We start from the raw sequence: 17,915 nt of genomic DNA on the forward strand, positions 1-17,915 counted from the left end.
AGAGTCCTGAATAGACCGATGGAGAATCCGATGGCACAGCCGATCGGCCGGCACTTCCTGCAAATTCCCGGCCCCACCAACGTTCCCGAGCAGGTGCTGCGGGCGATGTCCGCGCCCACGATCGACCACCGCGGCCCCGAGTTCGCGAGCCTCACCCTCGACCTCCTGGAGGCGGTGAAGCCCGTTTTCGGGACCACACAACCGGTCGTCATCTACCCGTCGTCGGGCACCGGGGCGTGGGAGGCCGCGCTCGTGAACACGCTCAGCCCCGGCGACCGCGTACTCGCCTTCGAGACCGGCCACTTCGCCACGCTGTGGCGGGAGATGGCGCAGAACCTGGGCCTGGAGGTGGAGTTCGTCCCCGGCGACTGGCGGCACGGGGCCGATCCCGGGGCCGCCGCCGAGCGGCTCGCCGCCGACCGCGAGCACCGGATCAAGGCCGTCTGCGTGGTGCACAACGAGACGTCGACCGGCGTGACCAGCCGGATCGCCGAGATCCGGCGCGCGCTCGACGACGCGGGGCATCCCGCGCTCCTGCTCGTGGACACCATCTCCTCGCTGGGCTCCATCGACTACCGGCACGACGAGTGGGGAGTCGACGTCACGATCTCCTGCTCGCAGAAGGGACTGATGCTCCCGCCCGGCCTCGGCTTCAACGCCGTCAGCCAGAAGGCGCTGAGGGCCGGTGAGACCGCCGGGCTGCGGCGGTCCTATTGGGACTGGGAGCCGATCCTGGAGGCCAACCGGCGCGGCTTCTTCCACAGCACCCCGGCCACGAACCTGCTCTACGGCCTGCGCGAGGCACTGCGCCTGCTCGACGAGGAGGGCCTGGCGAACGTCTACGCGCGCCACCTGCGGCACGCCGAGGCGACGCGCGCCGCCGTGCGCGCGTGGGGGCTGGAGGTGCTGTGCCTCGACGAACGTGAGCACTCCGCCGCGCTGACGGCCGTGGTGGTGCCGGAGGGCCACGACGCCGACAAGATCCGGGAGCTGATCCTCGGCTCCTTCAACATGTCGCTCGGCGCGGGCCTCGGCAAGCTCAGGGGAACCGTCTTCCGCATCGGGCACCTCGGGCACTTCAACGACGTCGCGCTGGCCGGGACACTCTCCGGTGTCCAGATGGGACTCGAGCTCGCCGGGGTGCCGATCGACCAGGGCGGCGTCGCGGCGGCACTGAGCGTGCTGACCGGGAAGGCGGGCGCATGACGAGCGAGCTGGAACGGCGCCTTGCCGCCGACGTCGAGGGAGAGGTGGCCTTCGACGACTACACGCGGCACCTCTTCTCCCGCGACGCGAGCATGTACTCGATCCGCCCGCTGGGCGTGGTCTTCCCCCGCGGCGCGGGCGACGTCGCCGCCGTGGTCGCGGCCGCGCGCGACCACGACGTCCCGGTGGTGCCGCGTGGCGCGGGCACGAGCCTCGCGGGTCAGACCGTCGGGCCGGGGATCGTGCTCGACCTGTCCCGGCACCTGAACCGGATCCTGGAGCTGGACCCGGAGACGCGGACCGCGCGCGTGGAGCTGGGCGTGGTACAGGACCAGCTCAACCGGGCGGCGGCGCCGCACGGGCTGATGTTCGGCCCCGACACCTCCACCAGCAACCGCGCGACGCTCGGCGGCATGATCGGCAACAACTCCGCGGGCAGCGGCTCGGTGCGCTACGGCATGACCATCGACCACGTCCGCGAGCTCGACGTCGTGCTCTCCGACGCGACCACCGCGCACTTCGCGCCCGTGGACGAGGCGGAGCTGGCGCGCCGGGCCGCGGCACCGACCCTGGAGGGCGCGCTCTACCGCGAGCTGCCGAAGATCGTGGAGGAGAACCGCGACGCGATCGCCAAGGGCTTCCCGGAGTTCTGGCGCAGGGCGACCGGTTACCGGCTCGACCGGCTGGCCGACCCGACGCCGTTCGACCTCGCGAAGTTCGTGGTCGGCGCCGAGGGCACGCTCGTGGTGGGAACCAGCGCGCTCGTCGACCTGGTGCCCAAGCCGAAGCACACGGTGATCGCCGTGGGCCACTTCGCCTCGACACCCGGGGCGATCGCGGCCACCGAGGACGCGCTCGCCTGCGACCCCGCGGCCGTCGAGCTGATGGACCGCACGATCCTCGACCTGTCCCGGCAGAAGATCGAGTACGCCTCGCTCGGCTCGATCCTCGAGGGTGATCCCGACGCGCTGCTCTTCGTGAGCTTCACCGGCGACGACCTCGACGAGCTCGTGAGCAGGCTGCGGCAGCTGACCGCGGCGTGGCGCAAGCACGGGCACGGCTACCACACGCTGGAGGCCGTGACCCCGCAGCAGCAGGCGTCGCTGCTCAAGGTCCGCAAGTCCAGCCTGGGCCTGCTCATGGCCGCCAGTGTCGGGGCGCGAAGGCCGCTGGCGTTCGTCGAGGACACCGCCGTGGACCCGAAGCACCTGCCGGAGTACACGACGAAGTTCAAGGAGATCCTCGACCGGCACGAGATGGAGGCCGGCTTCTACGGGCACTGCTCCGTCGGCTGCCTGCACATCCGCCCGTTCGTCGATCTCACCGAGCCGGGCGGGGTGGAGAAGATGCGCGCCGTCGCGGAGGAGGTCAAGGACCTCGTCACCGCCTACGGCGGCGTGAACTCGAGCGAGCACGGCGACGGCCTCGCGCGCAGCGAGTTCAACCGCGAGATCTTCGGCGACGAGCTGTACGAGGCGATGCGCCAGGTGAAGCGGCTGTTCGACCCGAGGGGCACGCTCAACCCCGGCAAGATCGTCGACGCGCCGCCGATGACCGACAACCTGCGTGACCCCGCGCTGCCCGAACCGGGACCACTGCGCACCAAGCTGTCCTTCGAGGTGGTCGGCGGGATGCGCGCGGCGGCCGACCGGTGCATGAACATCGGGCTGTGCCGCAAGCAGGAGAGTGGCGCGATGTGCCCGTCCTACATGGCCACACTCAAGGAGGAGGACTCCACGCGCGGCCGGGCGAACGCGCTCGTGAAGGCACTGTCCGAACCGGACCCGAAGGCGGCGCTGGGCGACGAGCGGCTGCACGAGGTGCTCGACCTGTGCCTGATGTGCAAGGCGTGCAAGAGCGAGTGCCCGCTCGGTGTCGACATGGCCAAGCTCAAGAGCGAGTCGCTCGCGCACCACCACGACGTGCACGGCGTGCCGGTGCGCTCACGGGTGTTCGGGTCGATCAGGACGCTCAACCGGCTCGGCGCGGCCACGGCGCCGCTGTCGAACCTGCCTGGCAGGCTGCGGCCGGTGCGCAGGCTCATGGAGCGCTACCTCGGGATCACCGCGAACCGTCCGCTGCCGCGTTTCGAGCGCAGGCACCTCGGCGCGTGGTTCCGCACACGGGGCAGTGCCGGGAAACCCGCCCCCCGGGGCGAGATCGTGTTCCTCGCCGACTCGTTCACCACCTACACCGAGCCCGCGATCGGCAGGGCGGCGGTGGAGCTGCTCGAACGGGCCGGCTACGCGGTGCGGATGGTCACGCGCGGATGCTGTGGCCGGTCGAGCCTGTCCAAGGGGCTCGTCGACGACGCCAGGCGCAAGGCGGCCGCGCTCGTCGGGCAGCTCGCCGAGACCGATGCGCCGATCGTGGGCTGTGAGCCGTCGTGCGTGCTGACGCTGCGGGACGAGACGCTGTCGATGCTGCCGGACGACGCGGCCGCCCGCGAGGTCGCCGGGCGGGTGCGGCAGATCGAGGAGGTGCTCGCCGAGGCGATCGACGACGGCAGGCTGGAGCTCGATCCCGGTGCGTGGCCCTCGGGCAGGCGCGTGCTCTTCCACGGCCACTGCCACCAGAAGGCGGAGGTCGGCACCGCGGCGACGGTGGGGCTGCTCAGGCGGATCCCGGGAGCCGACGTGGTGGAGCTGGACGCGGGCTGCTGCGGCATGGCCGGGTCGTTCGGGTTCGAGGCGGAGCACTACGACGTGTCGATGAGCGTGGGCTCCGACCGGTTGTTCCCCGCGGTGCGGGCGGAACCGGCGGAGACGGTGATCGCCGCTACGGGGGTGTCGTGCCGCCAGCAGATCGCCCACGGCACCACCCGGCAGGCCCGGCATCCGCTGGAGCTGGTGATGGCCGCGGTGCGCGGGTAGGGCCATGCCGCCGGTCCCGGTCCCCGGGGCCGGCGGGGCCTTCTCGCCGCGGCCCGGCCTGTCTACCGTGAGCCGTCATGACCGGCGACGTGCCCCGGGGTGAGCGGCTGCTGCCCGTCAACGGCGTCGAGCTGTGCGCCGAGACCTTCGGTGACCCGGCGGATCCGGCGATCCTGCTCGTCGCCGGGGGCGCCGCGTCGATGCTGTGGTGGGACGCCGGACTGTGCGCGCGAATCGCGGCGGCGGGCCGTTTCGTGATCCGCTACGACCACCGGGACACCGGCAGGTCCACCACCTACCCGCCGGGGCGGCCGGGCTACTCCTACACCGATCTCGCCGCCGACGCGCTCGGACTGCTCGACGCCCTCGGCGTGCGGCGCGCCCACCTGGTGTGCCAGTCCATGTTCGGCGGGCTGGGGCTGCTCGCCGGGCTGGACCATCCCGATCGCGTCGCGTCGCTGACGTTCCTCAGCACGTCCACGGGTGAGGACGGCCTCCCACCGCCCTTGCCCCGGCTCGCCGAGCAGCGTCCGGCCGCACCCGATCCCGCCGACACCGCCGCGGTGGTCGACTACGTGGTCGCCTCCGCGCGGGCGGAGTCGGGCGGCTCGCCGTTCTTCGACGAGGACGCCACGCGGGCGCTGGTGCGCCACGACGTGGCCCGCGCCCGCGACTACGCCTCGACGCTGGCCAACCACGTCGCGATCGGCTTCGAGCCGCCGTCCGGCCGGGGCTTTGGCGACCTCACCGTGCCGACCCTCGTGGTGCACGGCGACCGGGACCCGCTGTTCCCGCCGGCACACGGCGAGGCGCTGCGGGCCGCGGTGCCCGGGGCCGAACTGGTGGTGCTGCCGGGCGTGGGACACGCCGTCGTCCCGCCACCGGCGTGGGACGCGTTCGTCGCCGCGCTCGTCCGGCACACCGGCTCAGGCGGATCCTGAATCGCGGACGATCTCGCGCGCCAGCCGCGCCAGCGCGGGCGTCGCGGGGTGCGCGTCACCGCGCCGCCACGCCAGCACCAGCGGGATCGGCACGGCGTCGGTGACGGGCACGAACGCCACGCCCGGGTAGCTGTGCACCCCCGCGGTGGCCGCCGAGGTCACGCCGACGGCCCGGCCCGCCGCGACCGCGGCCAGCCAGTCGTCTGTGTTGGCCACGGTCACCGCGCGGGCGGGGCGGATCTGCCGCGGCCACAGCTCCAGCGACGTCACGCCGGACACCGAGTTGACCGCGATCGGCTCGCCCGCGAGGTCGGCGAGCGTCAGCGACATCCGCGCGGCGAGCGCGCTGCCGGTGGGCACCGCGGCGACCCTCGGCTCGGTGCCGAGGAAGTGGGTGACGATCCCTTCCCCGGCCACCGGCCCGCGCAGCAGCGCGGCGTCGACCCGCCCGCTGAGCAGGCCCGCGGTGCGGTCGTCGACACGCAGCAGCTCCAGCGGCGTGCCCGGTTGCTCGCGTTCCCAGCGGCGCAGCAGGGTCGCCGTCGCCGCGCCCAGCGCCGACCAGGCGTGGCCGAGCCGCAGCGGCGGGCGGGTGAGCGAGGCCGGGTCGAGCGCGGCGTCGGCGGCGGCCACCACGGTGGCCGCGCGCTCGCGGAACGTCTCCCCCTGAGCGGTGAGCGTCAGGTGATGGGTGGAGCGGTCGACGAGCCGTACCCCCAGCTGCTGTTCCAGCTGGCGGAGCGTGCGCGACACCGCGGGCTGGGTCAGATGGAGACTGGCGGCCGCGCGCGTGAGGTTGCGCTCCTCGGCGATGGCGAGGAAGCACCGGAAGTGGCGCAGCTCGATAGTCATGCGTGCCGAGCATAACGCGAGCTGGATCGGCATTTCACAGCCGTTGCCGCGCTGCCTAGCTTCGGTGGGCGTGACCCGCTCCTCCACCACCTCCGTGGCGCTCGTGCTCGGCGGCGCCCTGTCGCTGCAGTTCGGCGCCGCGCTCGCCGCCCTGTTGTTCCCCCGCGCGGGCGCGCTCGGGGTCGTGACCCTGCGGCTCTGTTTCGCCGCCCTGGTGCTGCTGGCCGTCTGCCGTCCCCGCCTGCGCGGCCACGCCCGCCGCGACTGGGCGCTCGTCGCGGCGTTCGGGCTGACTCTCGGCGGCATGAACACCTTGTTCTACCAGGCGATCGAGCGCATCCCGCTCGGCGCGACGGTGACGCTCGAGGTGCTCGGCCCGCTGGTGCTCTCGGTCGCCGCGTCCCGGCGGGCGCTCAGCGTGCTGTGGGCGGTGCTCGCGCTCGCGGGTGTGGTGCTGCTCGGCCGGGGCGGCCTCACCGACCTCGACGGGGCGGGAGTCGCGTTCGCGCTCGGCGCCGGGGTGCTGTGGGCGTGCTACATCGTGCTCAGCGCGCGGGTGGGCGCGCGGTTCCCCCGGGCGGACGGGCTCGCGCTGGCCCTCGGCGTCGGGGCGGTGGTGAGCCTGCCGTCCGGCGTGGTGAGCGCGGGCCCGGCGCTGCTCGACCCGGTGACGCTCGGGCTCGGCGCCGCGGTGGCGCTGCTGTCGTCGATGCTGCCGTACACGCTGGAGCTGCTGGCCCTGCGCCGCCTCGCGGCCGCGACGTTCGCCGTGCTGATGAGCCTGGAGCCCGCGATCGCCGCGCTCGCCGGCTTCCTCGTGCTCGGCCAGGGCCTCGCGCCTGCCCAGCTCCTCGGTATCGCGCTCGTCGTCGCTGCGAGCGCCGGAGCCGTGCGCATGCGTAGAGTCCAGCGACATGGAGCACACGTGGGAGTTGCTCGGGGAGGCGGCGGCGACGGCGATCCGCTACCGGGAGACGCTGCCAGGACGGCCGGTCGCGGGACCGGTTGACCCCGCGGCGATCCTTGCCGCGTTCGGTGGCGCGCTGCCGTCGGAGCCGTGCCCGCCGGGACAGGTGCTGGAGGAGCTGCGCCGCGCCGCCGAGGGCGGGCTCGTGGCCACGGCGGGGCCGAGGTTCTTCGGCTTCGTCACTGGCGGCTCGCTGCCCTCGGCGACGGCGGCCGACATCCTCGCCGTGGGCTGGGACCAGTGCGCGGGCCTGACGGTCGCCTCGCCCGCCGCCGCGGCGGCCGAGCAGTGCGCGGGGGAGTGGCTCAAGGACCTGCTGGGCCTGCCCTCCTCGGCGTCGGTGGGCTTCGTGATCGGCGGGCAGTCGGCGAACACGGTCGGCCTCGCCGCGGCCCGCCACCACCTGTGCGCCGAGGCCGGCTGGGACGTCGAGCGCGACGGGCTCGCGGGCGCGCCACCGGTTCGCGTCGTGGCGAGCGCCGAGCGGCACGCGACGATCGACCGCTCGCTGCGGCTGCTCGGCTTCGGCACCGCCGTCGTCGAGGAGGTGCCCGCCGGGCTGAACGGCGCCATCGACACCGTGGCGCTCGCGGAGGTGCTGGCGCGCGGCGGGCCCGCGATCGTGTGCCTGCAGGCCGGCAACGTCAACACGGGGGCGTGCGACGACCTGCGCACGGCGTGCTCGCTCGTGCGTGACCACAGTGGATGGTCCCATGTGGACGGTGCATTCGGTTTGTGGGCGGCCGCGAGCCCGCGTACCGCCGCGCTCGTCGACGGTATCGAGCTGGCGGACTCGTGGGCGACCGACGGGCACAAATGGCTCAACGTCCCCTACGACTCCGGGTTCGCGTTCTGCGCCAGGCCGGACGTGCACACCGCCGCCGTGTCCTACACCGCGCCCTATCTCGTCGCCGAGGGCGGCACGATGGGCCCCGCCGACCACACGCTGGAGTCGTCGCGCAGGGCCCGCGGGTTCGCGGTGTGGGCCGCACTGCGGGAACTGGGCCGCGACGGCGTCGCCGAGCTCGTCGACCGGTGCTGCCTGCTGGCGCGGCGGTTCGCGGCCGCGCTCGCCGACGGTGGGGCGGAGATCGGCAACGACGTGGTGCTGAACCAGGTGCTCGTGCGCTTCGGCGACGACGCGCGCACCGACCGCGTGGTGGACGGCGTGCAGCGCGAGGGCACGTGCTGGCTCGGCGGCACCACCTGGCGCGGCAGGCGCTACCTGCGCGTGTCGGTGTCGAACTGGTCGACCACCGAGTCCGACGTCGACCGCTCGGCCGAGGCGATCCTGCGGGTGGCCGCGTCCGCGTCCCGCGGGTAGCGCTCGGCGTGCACCACCGCCTCCAGCGGGAGGCGGTCGCGCCAGCCGTGCCGTTCGAGGTCGGGGACCTCGGCCAGCCCGGTCACCGGGCCGAGGCACAGCCACGCCACGGGCCGCACCGGCTCCGGGATGCCGAGCAGCTCCCGCAGGAACGGCTCGCGGTAGAAGCTCACCCAGCCGACGCCGAGGCCCTCGGCGGTCGCCGCGAGCCACAGGTTCTGAATCGCCAGGCACACCGAGTACAGGCCCGCGTCGGCGATCGCGTGCCTGCCCAGCACGGCGGGGGAGCCGCGCTCCGGGTCGTAGGTGACCACCACCGACAGCGTCGACTCGAGGATGCCCTCGACCTTGATGCGCGAGAACGTCTCGGCGCGCTCACCGGTCAGCTCGTCCGCGAACACCGCGCGCTCGGTCAGCACGTGGTCGCGGAACCGCCGGCGCGTCACGGAATCGCGCACGAGCACGAAGTCCCACGGCTGGCTCATGCCGACGCTCGGCGCCGCGTGCGCCGCCGACAGGACCCGGTGCAGCACCGCGTCGTCCACCGGCTCGCCGGTGAACTCGGCGCGCACGTCGCGGCGCCGGTGCAGGACGTCGTAGAAGTCGCCGAACGCCTCGCCGGGCGGTTGTGCGCTCACCAGTCGTTGCGCTTGAGGCCGACCAGCACGCGGTCGACCAGCGCCGGATCGGGGCCGCCCGGCTGCGGCGGCTCCGGCGGCAGGTCGGCGCCCGCGAGCGGCGAGCGCCGCTCGTCGCGTCGCGGCAGCCGCACGCCCGAGGCCGACATCCCGCCCGGCAGCGGGATCTCGCACCACACGAGCTTTCCCCTGCCGTCGATGGGCACCGCGCCCGTCTGCCTGCCGTCCACCGCGGGCGCGCGGTCGTGCATGCGCGCGAGCTGGTCGTCCTCCACCTCGATCACCAGGCAGTCGCCGGCCAGCCGCAGCCGCAGGGTCACGAAACCCGGCGCGCGCGGGTCGGTGGTGTCGATCACGGCCTGCACGAGTCTGCGTGCCGCCTTCGTGACGTCCTCACGCATGGCGGGCAGCGACCACTCGGTGAGTGAGAAGCGGACGAAGAGGTCGCTGCAGTTGAGGGCGCTGGGCAGTGCGACGAGCCGGAGATCGTCCACCTGCGTGGTCTGGGAGTTCACTCAGGATCCTTCCACGGTCGCGTGCCACACGAGCTGCAAGCTGCTCCCGGAGGCCCGTATCTTGCCAAGGCCCGCCCCCGGTTGTCGATGCAGGGTGGTGTTGCCCGGTCACATACCGCGACTACGACATCCGGGTGAGCCGCGGGGAGTTTCGGCACCGACCGTGACGGCCTCGCGCATCGCCCGAGGCCAGCGACGGACCGGGGGTTCACTGCCAGCGACGAAACGGGGACCGGTTGTGGACAAGTACCGCGGTGTCTGCTTGCATAGCGTCCGTTGGCCATCGGGGGTGGCCGATCCACAGGGCCCGTACGCGACGAGAAAGTAGTGGATGCATGGCGAGGCGGGCGAGAGCGCGAGAATTCCTGGATCGCTCACGTGTGCTGCTCGACCGTTCCCGGGTGGCGGCGGCACAGTTTCTCGATCCACCGCGGTATCTCTCGGAAAGACCGGCACTCGAGGCCGCTCCGGCGGCGCTGCGGCAGGAGCAGCCCGACGTCAGGGACGGTGCACCCGAGACGGCACTGGTCGACATCTGCGCGAGCATCGCGCTGCGCGACCTCAACCTCGTGGACTCCCTTCTCTCCCAGCTGGAGGAGATGGAGACCAAGGAGGACAACCACGACCGCCTGAGCCAGCTGTACCGGCTCGACCACCTCGCGACGCGGTTGCGGCGCAACGCGGAGAACCTGCGCGTGCTCGCCGGCCGCGACGCGAGTGAGACGTCCTCGGAGACGTCGTCGCTGGTCGACACGGTGCGCGCGGCGATGTCGTCGATCGACCAGTACTCCCGCATCACCATCGGGCGCATCGTCTCCCTCGGCGTCGTCGGCTTCGCGGCCGAGGACCTCAGCAGGCTGCTGGCGGAGCTGCTCGACAACGCCGCGAACCAGTCGCCGCCCAACTCGCCGGTGCGGGTCAGCGCGCACCTGACGGAGCAGGGCAGCGTGCTCGTGCGCATCGAGGACGAGGGCATCGGCCTTCCCCCGGAGCGCCTGCGCGAGCTCAACGACCGGCTCTCCCACGCGCCGGTGCTCGACGACGACGCCGTGCGGCACATGGGACTCGCCGTGGTGCGCAGGCTCGCGGGCAGGCACGACATGCGCGTGACGCTCGACCGCCGCGTCCCGCACGGCACCACCGCGACCGTGCTGCTCCCCGCGAGCCTCGTGTCGGAGCTGCCCGAGGCGACGTGGTCGGGCACCCAGACCGTGATCTTCGCGCAGGGCGGCCGCAACCTCTCCGCGCCGCAGGACCAGCCCGAGCCCGTGCCCTCGGCCGTGCTCACCGAGGAACCCGGCGCGATCTCCGGCGAGCTGCCCCGGCGCGGGGCGCACCGCAACGACACGCCGTCGCCCCGGCCCCGGCACGTGCCGTCGTCGCCCGTGGTCGGCGGCACCACCGCCAGCGGGCTGCCGCGGCGGGTGTCGCGCAGCCTCAAGAACCCCTCGGGGGAGAAGGACGGCACGCCGGCCGCGCCGCCGGCCGCCGAGGACGCCGAGTCGATCGAGGCGGGCCACGACCAGCTGCTCGCCGACCTCGGCGCGTTCTCCGACGGGGAGCAGGCGGCCAGGGACGAACAGCGCAGCAGTGACGAAGCGGACCCGAGTTCTGAAGGAAAGCAGTGACAGCCGACATCGACAGCTCCCAAGGCCAGAACTTCTCGTGGCTGATCAACGACTTCGTCCGCAAGGTCCACGGTGTCACGCACGCGCTGATCATGTCGGCCGACGGCTTCCCGCTCACGGCCTCGGAAGCGGTGAGCAACGAGGACGCGGAGCAGCTCGCCGCGATCGCGAGCGGCCTGCTGAGCCTCGCCCGCAACAGCGCGACGCTGTTCGACAAGGGCACGTGTGAGCAGATCATCATCCGGCTCACCCACGGCTACTTCCTGTTCATGGGCATCGGTTCCGGCGCCGGCCTCGCCGTGCTCACCGGCCCCGACTGCGACATGAAGGTCGTCGCGTACGAGATGACACAGTTCGTGCGGAACGCCGGCCACGCGCTGACCCCCGAGATCCGTGCCGACCTGCGACGCGTGCTGACCGCCCGGCGGGCGCAGGCCTGACCCGGGCGAGGAAGTGATCACTGTGTCCACTGAGAACGGATCCGCTCAGCACAAGAAGATGCGCAGCAAGCGGATCCGCCCGTACGCGCTGACCGGGGGAAGAACGAAGTCCCGGTACGACCTGCTGGTCGAGACGCTGATCTCCGTGCCGCACTACGACCCCAGCCTGAGCGACTCCCTGATGCCGGAGTCACGCATGCTGTACGAGCGTGCGCGCACGCGGGTGTCGATCGCCGAGCTGTCGGTGCTGCTCGGCATCCCGCTCGGCGTCGTCCGGGTCCTGGTGAGCGACCTCGCGGCGCAGGGTGCGGTCTACATCCACCCGACGGCACACGCCTACCAGCACGACCGGAACGTACTCGAGAGGATCCTCGATGGACTCAAGCGGCTACCGGTCTGAGGCAGCGGCCGTGGCCTCGGACCCCGACGCCGACGCCGGACTGCTCACGGTTTCCGCGAAGATCGTGATCGCCGGTGGTTTCGGCGTCGGCAAGACGACGTTCGTCGGCTCGGTGTCCGAGGTGCCGCCGCTCAACACCGAGGCATGGATGACCGAGGCCGGCACCGGCGTCGACGACCTGCCGCCCGACGGCACGAAGTCGACCACCACGGTGGCGATGGACTTCGGTCGCATCACGCTGCACTCGGACCTGCTGCTGTACCTGTTCGGCACGCCGGGCCAGGCGCGGTTCTGGTTCCTCTGGGACGACCTCTCGCGTGGCGCGCTCGGCGCGATCGTGCTGGTGGACACCCGGCGGATCGACCAGTCGTTCGCGGCCATCAACTACTTCGAGAACGACTCGGACCTGCCGTTCATCGTCGCGGTCAACCGCTTCAACGGCGCCATCGAACATGATCTGGACGAGGTCAGGGACGCCCTCGCCCTCGACCCGTCGATTCCGCTGATCACCTGTGACGCCCGCGATCCGGCGTCCACCGCGGAGGCGTTGCGTGCGCTGGTCACGTACACGTTGTCGCTGGCGGAACTGACGGAACCGGGAAGGGTAAGAGCGAATGCGTAAGGTCCTCGTCGTCGGCGCGGGTCAGTCCGGACTCCAGCTCGCGCTGGCTTTGCGGGAGCACGACTACGACGTGACGGTCATGTCGGCACGAACCCCGGACGAGATTCGCAAGGGCCGGATCATGTCCACGCAGTGCATGTTCCACGACTCGCTGGAGCACGAGCGCAAGTACGGCCTGAACCTGTGGGAGGAACAGACCGTCAAGGTCGAGGGGCTCGGCGTGTCCATCGCGGGCCCCGACTCCAGCCGGGTGCTGGACTGGGTCGCGCGGCTCGACGACTACGCGCAGTCGGTGGACCAGCGCGTGAAGATGGCGGGCTGGCTGGAGCTGTTCGAGCAGCGCGGCGGCAAGCTCGTGATCCACGGCGTCACCACGGCCGACCTCGACAAGCTCGCGGGCATGTACGACCTCGTCGTGGTCGCCGCTGGCAAGGGCGAGCTCGTGCAGCTGTTCGACCGCGACCCGTCGCGCTCTCCGTACACGAAGCCCCAGCGCGCGCTGTCGGTCGCCTACGTGCACGGCATGACCCCGAGGCCGGAGCACCCGGACTTCTCCGCGGTGCGGTTCAACATCGTCCCCGGCGTGGGGGAGCTGTTCATCATCCCCGGCTACACGTTGAGCGGGAACTGCGAGATCCTGTTCTTCGAGGGCATCCCCGGCGGGCCGCTGGACTGCTGGGACGACCGGCCAGGGCCCCAGGAGCACTTCGAGCGGTTCCTCGGTCTCGTCCAGAAGTACCTGCCGTGGGAGTACGAGCGCTGCGCGAACGCGGAGCTGACCGACCACAGGGCGACCCTCGCGGGCGGGTACACCCCGGTGGTGCGGCGCCCGGTCGGCGAGCTGCCGTCGGGCAACCCCGTGCTGGGCATGGCCGACGTGGTGGTGGCCAACGACCCGATCACCGGCCAGGGCTCCAACAACGCCGCCAAGTGCGCGGCGGTGTACCTCGACCGGATCCTGGAACGCGGTGACCAGCCCTACGACCGCGAGTGGATGCAGGGCACGTTCGACCGCTACTGGGACTACGCCCAGCACGTGACACAGTGGACGAACGCGATGCTGCAGCCGCCGCCACCACACGTGCTGGAGATCATCGGCGCCGCAGGCCAGATCCCCGCCGTGGCCAGGCGGTTCGCGAACGGCTTCACGGACCCGTCCGACTTCCAGCACTGGTTCCTCGACCCGGAGAAGGCCGCCGCGTACCTGGCGAGCGTCTCGGGCTGACGGACGGCACGGGGACGGGACAACAGAACACTGGGAGGGTTCGCGTTTCAATGCGCAAGATTCTGATCGTCGGCTCGGGGCAGTCGGGGCTTCAGCTGGCGCTCACGCTCCAGCAGCACGGATACGACGTCACGATGATGTCGGCGCGGACACCGCACGAGATCCGGGCAGGCCGGGTGATGTCGACCCAGTGCATGTTCCACGACGCGCTGACGATCGAACGGTCGCACGGGCTGAACCTCTGGGACGACACAGCCCCGGCGATCACCCACCAGGGCCTGTCACTCGCGGGCCCCGGTGGCGACCGCCTGCTCAACTGGGCTGGAGAGTGGGTCGGGCCCGCGCAGTCGGTGGACCAGCGCGTGAAGATGGCCGACTGGCTGGAGCTGTTCGAGGAGCGCGGCGGCAAGGTCGTGATCCACGGCGTCACCACGGCCGACCTGAACGCGCTCGCCCGCATGTACGAGCTCACGATCGTCGCGGCGGGCAAGGGTGAGCTGGTGCAGCTCTTCGACCGCGACAACGAGCGCTCGCGGTACACGCGGCCACAGCGGGCACTGTCGGTGTCCTATGTGCACGGTGCGAGGCAGCGGCCGGAGCGGCCGCAGGGCTCCATCGACGTGTGGATGAACAACTCCCCGGGTACCGGTGAGAACATCAACATCCCCGGCCACACGCTGAGCGGCGCGTGCGACATCGTGTTCATGGCCGGAATCCCCGGCGGCGACTTCGACTGCTTCCGTGACCAGCCCGGCTCCCAGGAGGTCTGGCAGCGGCAGCTGGAGAACATGCGCAAGCACTTTCCGTGGGAGTACGAACGGTTCCGCGACGCGGAGCTCACCGACGCGCGGGGCACGCTCGTGGGCGGGTACACGCCGATCGTGCGCGACCCCGTCGGCGAGCTGCCCTCGGGCCAGATCGTGCTCGGCATGGCCGACGTGGTGGTGGCCAACGACCCGATCACCGGCCAGGGCTCCAACAACGCCGCCCGGTGCGCGCAGTACTACCTCGACGGCATCCTGTCCCGCGGCGACGGCCCGTTCGACCGCGACTGGATGCGGCAGACCTTCGAGTCCTACTGGGACCACGCGCAGTGGGTCACCAAGTTCACCAACACCATGCTCGAACCGCCGCCCGAGCACGTCCAGCAGATCCTCGGCATCGCGCAGGAGAACCAGGCGGTGGCCGACCGTTTCGCCAACGGCATGAACAACCCGGCCGACCTCGCCGAGTGGTTCTTCGAACCCGAGAAGCTCCAGAAGTACCTGGCAAGCCTCAACTAGGCCCCTCCCCGTGCAGTGAAGGCCACCCTCACTGCGTTCAACGCAGGCAAGGTGGCCTTCACTGCGAGGAATACCGAAGGGTTCCGCCGTGTGAGCCGATTCCCGGCCACAGCGCACTCAGGGCGTGGCCGGCACCGGCTCCGCGCTCGGCTCCACCGGCGGCCGCGCGGCCTGCCGGGCCTGTGCGCCGATGCGCCTGCCCAGCTCGGTGTAGGCGGAGAACTTGCCCTCGTCGAACCACTGGTCGCCCGTGCTGTCGTTCGGGAACTCGGGATGGTGCGCCGCGTAGGAGAGCAGCTGGTACGGCAGCTCCGGGAACAGCACGGCCCGCGCCACCACGAGCCTGCCCGTGACCTCGGCGGCCAGCCCGCTCTCCGGCGGGTAGTGGATGGTGCCGGTGATGAGCGGCGACGCGGTGAGCCTGCCCGCGAGCGTCAGCTGCTCGGCGCCGGGCACGTGGTGCACCTGGCCGGGCTCGGCGGGCCACGGGTCGTCGAGCTCCACGCGCACGCCCAGCTCGTGCCGGGCCAGCGTGAGCGCCCGGGCGAGTGTGCCGGCCGTCGGCGGCGCGTCGTTGCTCGCGTCCACGCAGTAGATCAGCGTGCAGCGGCGGCGGAACAGTTCGACGAGGCCCAGGTTGTCGTAGTGCCCGCCGTCGGTCACGTGCAGCAGCGGATCGCGGTGCGGGTGGACGCCGAAGACCTCGCGCAGCAGGTACGGCAGCCTGCGTGCCCTCGGCAGCCACGGATGCGCCCAGTTGCCCTGTTCTGCGGCCTCGTGGGCGTGGCGCACGAACTTCGGGTTCGGCTGCCACGCGCCGAGCCGGGCACCGGACACGGCGAGCAGCACCTGGAACCAGCGGCTCGACCTGCCCATCGCCGAGGCGAACGCCGCACCGCTGACCGCCACCGCGCCCTGCACCGTGAGATCGCGGCGGAAGCGGGGCGTCACCGCGGCCTCGAGGTCCCCGGTGCGGACCCAGCCGACGTCCGGCCCGCCCGTCCACTGTGCACTCATCGTGTACGACACCGCGTCGAGGCCGGGGGGAGTGCGGTTCTCCCCGGTGAGGTTCGCCGAGGCGGCGAACACGACCTCGGGGAACTTCTCCGGCCTGGCGCCGTAGCGCGAGAGCGACGTCCGCTCGGCGGGCTCGTAGGGCACGGCGACCACCTGGCCGTCGGCGTCGCGGCGGACCCGCCGCACGGCGAACGCCGACGCGAGCCGCTGCCGGTAGAAGGGGTGCAGGCTCAGCGACGTCACGTCGAACACCCCGCCGAGCACGAGCACCACCGCGGCGACGAGCGCGGCGGACCACAGCGCGGCCTCGTCGCCGAGCGTCGTCGCCGAGCCCGCGAACAGCAGCAGCCACACCACCGCGAGCACGCCGGTGGTGACGATCACCAGCAGCCGTTGCAGCACCCCGCCCGGCAGTGCCGCGGGAATACCACCACTGCCCCGCCGGAACAGCCCCCGCGCCTGCCTGCCGAGGAACGCGCGGTGCCGCCAGAACATCGAGGCGAGCGCCGCCAGGTATGTCAGGAGCACCGTCCCGAGTGGACCGCCGACCCCGGCGACCCGGCCCGCGTGCGACAACAGCCATTCGGCGGCCCAGACCAGGAGCGGAACCACGAGGGTGAGCGCGGCGAGCACGAGCGTGATCGCGACGAGCGGCGCCACGACGCGGGCCGAGCGGGTCCTCCGGTCGGCCGCGCCGCGCGTGAACAGTGCGAGCAGGAACGTCCCGGCCGACAGCACGCCGAGCGCGACGAGCGAAGCCGTGCGGGGAACGGGATAGCGCAGCGGATCCAGCGTGAGCGCGGTCAGTGGCACGGCGTCGTAGAACAGTCCGGTGAGGACACCGAGCACCACGGCTGGTCCGAAGAGGACGGTCAATGACAGCAGCAGGCCCCTGCCGATCCGCCCCAGCGCGGCCAGCAGCCGGGCCGGGGTGTCGGCGAGGTAGCTGGAGTGCCTGCGCACGTGGTGCAGCTCGGCGCTGCCCTCGGTGAACACGGTGCCGGGCTCCCGCTCCGGCTTCCCCGGCAGTGGTGGGCTGCCCGCGTCGGTGAGTGCCTGCTGCAACGCGCCCGCCGTGTAGCCGCCGCCCGAGACCGACACGAGGTGGTCGGCCTCGAGCAGTTCCGCGCGCAGCGACTGGAGGGCACCCAGCGCGACGCTCGCGGCGCGGATCCCTCCGCCGGACAGGCACACGCCGCTGGTGTCGATGCCCGCCCGCCACTTCCTGGTGATCTCGGCGGGATCGACCCCGGGGACGGTGTAGGCGTCGCGCCAGCGGGACGCGCCCGGCTGGCCATCGCGCGATGCGGGCGGGTCGTCGGCCTCCACCGGCCGGGGCGGGCACGTCCGCAGCTGCTGCCCGGTGCGTTCCGCGAGCGCGCGAGGGGAGTGGGCGACGCAGCGCCACAGCAGTGCGCCGACCCCGGCGAGGCCGATCGCGGCGGCGGGCACCAGCGCGCTGAACTTCAGCACGGTCGCGGCGGCCGCGCCGTCCAGCGCAAACGCCGCGGTGTCCGGCCAGGCGGTCACCAGCAACAGGAGCATGGTGGCGAGTGCCCCGGCGGACACGGTGACGACCGTCGCGACGCGCGCGAGCCACGCGGCCTGGAACGACCTCGGCCCGCACGCGCACCAGCGGGCCGAGGAGGCGCCGAGCCACAGCGCGGCGCCGAGGCAGGCGAGGAACAGCAGGTCCCACCACGCCGCTTCCGCCGTTCCCGGTGGCAGCGGCACCGGCTGCCCGGCGCCGGCGAGCCCGATCGCGACCGGGTCGGCCGGTGCGGGCACCAGGCTCCCCAGCACGGGCAGCGTGAGCGCGGCGAGCGCGGCACCGGCGGCGACACTCCGGCGCGGCGCACCACCCCGCGCGGGACTCGGCGATGACACGGTTCCCCCCCAGTACGTCGTCCCTCGACGGTGACGCCCAGCAGTCTGGCCTTCACTCCGAGGGGTGTAAAGCCGGCGGTCCGGTTCGTTATCGCAC

At 72.4% G+C, this 17,915-nt stretch carries 15 protein-coding genes; 11 read left to right on the forward strand and 4 right to left on the reverse strand.

All coding sequences use genetic code 11. The features are described 5' to 3' along the window. Positions 1–30: 30 nt before the first annotated feature. The 3 genes from BA062_RS08740 (at position 31) to BA062_RS08750 (ending at position 5,020) form a co-directional block, all read left to right on the forward strand. A complete protein-coding gene (locus BA062_RS08740; protein ID WP_110335560.1) occupies positions 31–1,206 on the forward strand; it encodes a pyridoxal-phosphate-dependent aminotransferase family protein in 1,176 nt (391 codons plus the stop codon). Further along, positions 1,203–4,079: an FAD-binding and (Fe-S)-binding domain-containing protein gene (locus tag BA062_RS08745; protein ID WP_110335561.1), complete on the forward strand. Its 2,877-nt coding sequence runs from the start codon at positions 1,203–1,205 to the stop codon at positions 4,077–4,079. The genes BA062_RS08740 and BA062_RS08745 overlap by 4 nt, the downstream gene beginning before the upstream one ends. A gap of 77 nt (positions 4,080–4,156) precedes the next feature. Next, a complete protein-coding gene (locus tag BA062_RS08750) occupies positions 4,157–5,020 on the forward strand; it encodes an alpha/beta fold hydrolase (protein ID WP_110335562.1) in 864 nt (287 codons plus the stop codon). Here BA062_RS08750 and BA062_RS08755 read toward each other — a convergent pair. After that, the gene (locus BA062_RS08755) at positions 5,006–5,872 is read right to left on the reverse strand and encodes a LysR family transcriptional regulator (protein ID WP_110335563.1); all 867 of its coding nucleotides are present in this window, start codon (positions 5,870–5,872) and stop codon (positions 5,006–5,008) included. The genes BA062_RS08750 and BA062_RS08755 overlap by 15 nt on opposite strands. A gap of 70 nt (positions 5,873–5,942) precedes the next feature. Between BA062_RS08755 and BA062_RS08760 the strand changes: the two genes are divergently transcribed. Then, complete coding sequence (locus tag BA062_RS08760; protein ID WP_245959737.1) at positions 5,943–6,881, forward strand: EamA family transporter; 939 nt, start codon at positions 5,943–5,945, stop codon at positions 6,879–6,881. Next, a complete protein-coding gene (locus BA062_RS08765; RefSeq protein WP_110335565.1) occupies positions 6,787–8,163 on the forward strand; it encodes a pyridoxal phosphate-dependent decarboxylase family protein in 1,377 nt (458 codons plus the stop codon). The genes BA062_RS08760 and BA062_RS08765 overlap by 95 nt, the downstream gene beginning before the upstream one ends. Here the strand turns inward: BA062_RS08765 and bluB are convergent. Then, positions 8,061–8,801, reverse strand: coding sequence for a 5,6-dimethylbenzimidazole synthase (gene bluB, locus BA062_RS08770; RefSeq protein ID WP_210406807.1), 741 nt, complete (start codon positions 8,799–8,801; stop codon positions 8,061–8,063). The genes BA062_RS08765 and bluB overlap by 103 nt on opposite strands. Continuing rightward, a complete protein-coding gene (locus BA062_RS08775) occupies positions 8,798–9,316 on the reverse strand; it encodes an ATP-binding protein (RefSeq protein ID WP_110335566.1) in 519 nt (172 codons plus the stop codon). Before BA062_RS08775 ends, bluB begins: the two co-directional genes overlap by 4 nt. A 335-nt stretch (positions 9,317–9,651) precedes the next feature. Between BA062_RS08775 and BA062_RS08780 the strand changes: the two genes are divergently transcribed. The 6 genes from BA062_RS08780 to BA062_RS08805 are packed head-to-tail and all read left to right on the forward strand — an operon-like array spanning position 9,652 to position 14,914. Next, complete coding sequence (locus BA062_RS08780; protein WP_110335567.1) at positions 9,652–10,944, forward strand: sensor histidine kinase; 1,293 nt, start codon at positions 9,652–9,654, stop codon at positions 10,942–10,944. Next, entirely contained in the window at positions 10,941–11,384 is a 444-nt protein-coding gene (locus BA062_RS08785; protein WP_168213907.1) for a roadblock/LC7 domain-containing protein, read from the forward strand. The genes BA062_RS08780 and BA062_RS08785 overlap by 4 nt, the downstream gene beginning before the upstream one ends. Before the next feature lie 58 nt (positions 11,385–11,442). Then, the gene (locus BA062_RS08790; RefSeq protein ID WP_210406860.1) at positions 11,443–11,784 is read left to right on the forward strand and encodes a DUF742 domain-containing protein; all 342 of its coding nucleotides are present in this window, start codon (positions 11,443–11,445) and stop codon (positions 11,782–11,784) included. After that, positions 11,759–12,406 (forward strand): GTP-binding protein, encoded by a 648-nt coding sequence (locus BA062_RS08795; RefSeq protein WP_110335568.1) that lies wholly within the window; start codon positions 11,759–11,761, stop codon positions 12,404–12,406. Before BA062_RS08790 ends, BA062_RS08795 begins: the two co-directional genes overlap by 26 nt. After that, positions 12,399–13,631 carry a styrene monooxygenase/indole monooxygenase family protein gene (locus BA062_RS08800; protein WP_110335569.1) on the forward strand — a complete coding sequence of 411 codons (1,233 nt, stop codon included), beginning with the start codon at positions 12,399–12,401 and terminating at the stop codon, positions 13,629–13,631. Before BA062_RS08795 ends, BA062_RS08800 begins: the two co-directional genes overlap by 8 nt. Positions 13,632–13,681: 50 nt before the next feature. Next, positions 13,682–14,914: a styrene monooxygenase/indole monooxygenase family protein gene (locus tag BA062_RS08805; protein WP_110335570.1), complete on the forward strand. Its 1,233-nt coding sequence runs from the start codon at positions 13,682–13,684 to the stop codon at positions 14,912–14,914. A 117-nt stretch (positions 14,915–15,031) separates the two neighbouring features. Here BA062_RS08805 and BA062_RS08810 read toward each other — a convergent pair whose 3' ends face one another. Next, positions 15,032–17,818: a patatin-like phospholipase family protein gene (locus BA062_RS08810; protein WP_110335571.1), complete on the reverse strand. Its 2,787-nt coding sequence runs from the start codon at positions 17,816–17,818 to the stop codon at positions 15,032–15,034. Positions 17,819–17,915: the final 97 nt, after the last annotated feature.

Origin of the sequence: Prauserella flavalba (genome assembly GCF_003202235.1) — a bacterium.
GTDB lineage: Bacteria > Actinomycetota > Actinomycetes > Mycobacteriales > Pseudonocardiaceae > Prauserella_A > Prauserella_A flavalba.

Excerpts from the sequence above, each read along its gene's own strand:
- BA062_RS08740 (WP_110335560.1), top strand. The coding sequence starts at position 31 with ATGGCACAGCCGATCGGCCGGCACTTCCTGCAAATTCCCGGCCCCACC.
- BA062_RS08745 (WP_110335561.1), top strand. The coding sequence starts at position 1,203 with ATGACGAGCGAGCTGGAACGGCGCCTTGCCGCCGACGTCGAGGGAGAG.
- BA062_RS08750 (WP_110335562.1), top strand. The coding sequence starts at position 4,157 with ATGACCGGCGACGTGCCCCGGGGTGAGCGGCTGCTGCCCGTCAACGGC.
- BA062_RS08755 (WP_110335563.1), bottom strand. The coding sequence starts at position 5,872 with ATGACTATCGAGCTGCGCCACTTCCGGTGCTTCCTCGCCATCGCCGAG.
- BA062_RS08765 (WP_110335565.1), top strand. The coding sequence starts at position 6,787 with ATGGAGCACACGTGGGAGTTGCTCGGGGAGGCGGCGGCGACGGCGATC.
- BA062_RS08780 (WP_110335567.1), top strand. The coding sequence starts at position 9,652 with ATGGCGAGGCGGGCGAGAGCGCGAGAATTCCTGGATCGCTCACGTGTG.
- BA062_RS08790 (WP_210406860.1), top strand. The coding sequence starts at position 11,443 with ATGCGCAGCAAGCGGATCCGCCCGTACGCGCTGACCGGGGGAAGAACG.
- BA062_RS08795 (WP_110335568.1), top strand. The coding sequence starts at position 11,759 with ATGGACTCAAGCGGCTACCGGTCTGAGGCAGCGGCCGTGGCCTCGGAC.
- BA062_RS08800 (WP_110335569.1), top strand. The coding sequence starts at position 12,399 with ATGCGTAAGGTCCTCGTCGTCGGCGCGGGTCAGTCCGGACTCCAGCTC.
- BA062_RS08805 (WP_110335570.1), top strand. The coding sequence starts at position 13,682 with ATGCGCAAGATTCTGATCGTCGGCTCGGGGCAGTCGGGGCTTCAGCTG.